The 3,641-nt window shown below is 49.0% G+C and carries 5 protein-coding genes; all 5 read right to left on the bottom strand.

The features are described from left to right. Window positions 1–36 precede the first annotated feature (36 nt). Window positions 37–786, bottom strand: a complete 750-nt coding sequence (locus BWI97_RS26420; RefSeq protein WP_158242873.1) for a triple tyrosine motif-containing protein — start codon at window positions 784–786, stop codon at window positions 37–39. 4 nt (window positions 787–790) lie between these two features. Next, window positions 791–2,152, bottom strand: a complete 1,362-nt coding sequence (locus tag BWI97_RS26415) for a two-component regulator propeller domain-containing protein (RefSeq protein WP_102203435.1) — start codon at window positions 2,150–2,152, stop codon at window positions 791–793. Further along, window positions 2,112–2,516: a two-component regulator propeller domain-containing protein gene (locus tag BWI97_RS26410; RefSeq protein WP_158242872.1), complete on the bottom strand. Its 405-nt coding sequence runs from the start codon at window positions 2,514–2,516 to the stop codon at window positions 2,112–2,114. Before BWI97_RS26410 ends, BWI97_RS26415 begins: the two co-directional genes overlap by 41 nt. Continuing rightward, window positions 2,455–2,664, bottom strand: a complete 210-nt coding sequence (locus tag BWI97_RS26405) for a two-component regulator propeller domain-containing protein (RefSeq protein ID WP_102203433.1) — start codon at window positions 2,662–2,664, stop codon at window positions 2,455–2,457. Before BWI97_RS26405 ends, BWI97_RS26410 begins: the two co-directional genes overlap by 62 nt. Window positions 2,665–3,439: 775 nt before the next feature. Then, on the bottom strand, window positions 3,440–3,641 hold a 202-nt coding region (locus BWI97_RS27855), incomplete at its 5' end, for a hypothetical protein (protein WP_158242871.1).

Below are 3,641 nucleotides of genomic sequence, written 5' to 3'. Positions count from 1 at the left end.
TCGATTCTACGAAAATCCATCAGCTCACTGACTAATCTAAGCAAACGGTTCGAGTGATTTTTTTACGTGCTGAAGTTGCCGGGAAGCGGAAGGATCTTCTCGCAAAGCATCGATGAGGGTATCAATGGGTCCGAGGATTAACGTCAAATGCGTACGAATCTCGTGGGAGATGTTGGTAAAAAAATTCAGTTTTAACTGGTGAAGTTCCTGGTTTCGCCGGAGCGAAGCCCGCAGCCAGAAAAAACGGATAAGTATGAAAAGTAATCCGCTGAAACTGCAGGCGTACAGTAAATAAGCCCAGCCGGTAGCCCACCACGGAGGAAGGATTCGAATGCGAAGCGAAAGAGGCTCGGGGGTCCAGATGCCATCGTTGTTGGCCGCCTTTACCCGCAAGGTGTACTCCCCTGGAGCAAGATTGGTATAGGTAGCGGAAGGAATCCTGACGTAGTTCCAGTTTTTTTCGAATCCCTGCAACTGATACGCATATTGATTTTTGCCCGGTTTGATGTAATTGAGCAGGGCGAAATCCAGTGAAAAAACATTTTGATCGTGCGTAAACGTAAGGCTTTGGGTGGAGCTAATGTCTTGGGTCAAAAGTCCCTGGGCATCTCCAACCTGAACGGGCTGGTTAAATAATTTAAGGGAAGTGAATGTCAGCGGTGGTAAAAACTGATTCAGAACGATGCGGCTGGGGTCAAAACTTACCAGGCCACTATTGGTGCCAAATACAGTAAACCCTCCAGGGCTTTGGTAGTAAGCCCGGGGACTGAATTCATTGCTGGGCAATCCGTCACTCGTCGTGGTAGGTCTTAAACGTTTGTTGTGAGGGGTTGAAGCGGCACAGTCCGTTTTCCGTACTGAGCCAGAGGTAGTGCTGGCGATCTTCAAGGATACCCAGCACGTTATCATTGGGCAGTCCGTCTTTCTCGGTAAAGGTTGTGACGGATTTTTCATCCGGATTCAACCGGCACAGACCCCCGTAATACGTACCTATCCAGATCTGACCCTGAGCATCTTCCGATACGCAATTGATGTCCTGCGATTTTAAATTCAAAGTATTTTCTGAAGTAAACCAAGTCATCTTTTTTCCCGTGGAGTCGAGCCGATTAAGTCCCGCACCAGTAGCAATCCACAGGTTTTTTTTAGAATCCAGAAAGAAACTGCGGATGCCATTCGCACTGATTTTAAGGGGAGAAGAATGCGTGTGTATGCTCTGAAAGAGACCGGTGTGTGGATCAAATACGCTAATGCCGTTCCGATCGGTTCCCACCCAAATGTTCCCTTTGGCATCTTCGGCTACGGCAATGACGTTATCAGAGGCCAGAGAATGGGGATTACTGGGATCGTGCCTGAAATGCTCGAATCGTTGACTTTGCGGATGATACGCGTTGAGACCACCCAAGTGGGTACACACCCACAGGATGCCTCTTTTGTCCCAGTGAATACTCTTGATTAAATTGGAGCTAATATTGTATGGATCAGAGGGTTGATGTTTAAACGCCTGAAAAGACCCTTTTGCAGTATTGAAGGTGTTAAGCCCTCCGCCTTCGGTGCCAATCCAGAGCTGAGATCGGTTGTCGGCCGTAATGTAGCTAATGACATCGTTACTCAGACTACGGGTGGAGGGGTGATTCTGATAGATGGTAAAGGGTGTCAGGGACGAATAAATAATATCAACACCGCGGTAATACGTGCCGACCCAAATCGACCCGTTCGTGTCTTCAAAAAGCGAATAGATGGAATTCTGACTCAGGCTTTTGCGATTTTCCGGATCATGTCGGTACGTTTGGAGCTGCTGTACGTCTGGATCATACCTGTATAAGCCCTCCAGCGAAGCAATCCAGAGTTTCCCCCTTTTATCCGGCATGATCTTACGAATATTCGGATCAATCTTTGCGGGCAGCAAGGCGGAGAAGTGTCGCTGTCGGTACAGATTTACGCCACCATACTTGGTGCCAATCCACAGGTTCTTATCCTTATCCTTGGCCAGACTCGTAATGAAGTCGTCGGTTAAGCCGTCTTTTTTGGTAAACCAGTGGAAAGTCCCGTTTTGTGGGTGAATTCGAATCAGACCTTTAGACGTGCCCATCCAGACGTAGCCTTCCGGGTCTTCAACCAGGCTTCGTACTTCCAGGGAAGGCAGGGAACGCAACCGCCTTCAGCAAAGCCCGAGAACTGGGTTTGCGGGGGGTGGTTAAAACACGGACGCCCGCCGAAGTACCGACCCAAATGCTTCCTTTTGAATCTTCAAAGAGACAATGAATAGCCAGGGTCGCAAGGCCCTGCTGTTTTTCAAGGGGGCTATTCAGGCGATGAAAGACATTGTTCCGGGAATCATAGTAGTTAAGCCCCTGCGTGGTGCCTACCCATAGCTTACCCCGGGAATCGGACAACAGGGAAAGAATGTAATTATCGGAAAGGGTAGTGGAGTCAGAAGGATCGTTTTTAAATACGCTAAAATTCCGGGTGATCGTAGCGATTGAGTCCGTACCGGGTGCCCATCCAGATAAAGCCACGGCTATCCTGAGCAATGGCTAGAACCGAGTTCTGGGACAGTCCGTTCTCCGAACCCAGGTGATTAAAAGCAATGTTCTGGCCCTGGCAGAAGCTCCCCCCTAACAGGCCAAGTAGGCCCAGAATGATTCGAAATAAAGAGGGGTTCATGCGTACCTATCGAATATACCAGAGTCAGGCAAATTTTAGAAGGGGCATTCGGCGGAGGGGCATAGATTATTTTATGTGAGCCGTTATTCGCTAAGTCTTATTCCTAAGCTAAAAAGCCTCTTTTGCTGTTGATTTAAGATTTTCTACCCATTCTTTAAGGATTTTCTCCGCCCTTGCTCATGTCCTTGTCTGAGCTTTGTCTGCTCAAATCATCAAGCCTTTTCTATTACCTAACACTACTTCAATGATTCATTTAAGGAAACATAAAGCAGAGCCATGGTCGCTCCAGAATATTCCTTTTTCCCGGGCCTGGCTTCAATGGATGCTTACCTGGATATTACATGTTACTCCCCTTTGACGTCGGTATTTCTTAATACGAGTCAACAACCTAACCGGAGCTTATGGTTTTGCAGCTGCATGGARGTCTCAATGAGCTTTTTTAACTGCCCCGCGTTTAATCCTGGCTCTGCTGCTGTCGCTTGCCCATTTTACCTGAGTAGATGAATTTGCCATCTTCCTATTGTAGACGGCAGCTACAGGGATTGGTCTGTGCAATCGACTGCACGTAAGTAGTGAACTGAGCCCAAGTTGCCCCGGGCCTTCGCAGGTACCCGTAACCATTGCTGAATGCTGGCTAACCCATCCGGATTCGCCTACAGGTGCTGGTAGCCGGCTCAAGTAGCGGGCGAAGCAGGCGTGCGTCGGGGGGGTAAGGGCCCGTGCCTGACGGCTTTCCCGCAGGACGTTGTGGCGATTAACCAACTCGTTGTACTTCTCAATGCGGGCCTGCCACTTTTTGGCCATCTAACCACTCCTGCTCCAAGGTCAGCTCGAGTTGACTCAGCCGGACCGCTTGTGCCTCGTACGGCTGCCGTAGGCTCATTAGCGTATTAACCAGATCGGTTCGTAAGGCGATTGTTCCCGGCATGGAATCAAAAAGTAGGCTCATAAGCGTATTGACCAGATCGGATACGTTG

The organism is Siphonobacter sp. BAB-5405, assembly GCF_002872335.1.
Taxonomy (GTDB): Bacteria; Bacteroidota; Bacteroidia; order Cytophagales; family Spirosomataceae; genus Siphonobacter.
Note: the sequence above shows the minus strand (reverse complement) of the source record. Positions and strands in the feature narration are given on the sequence as shown.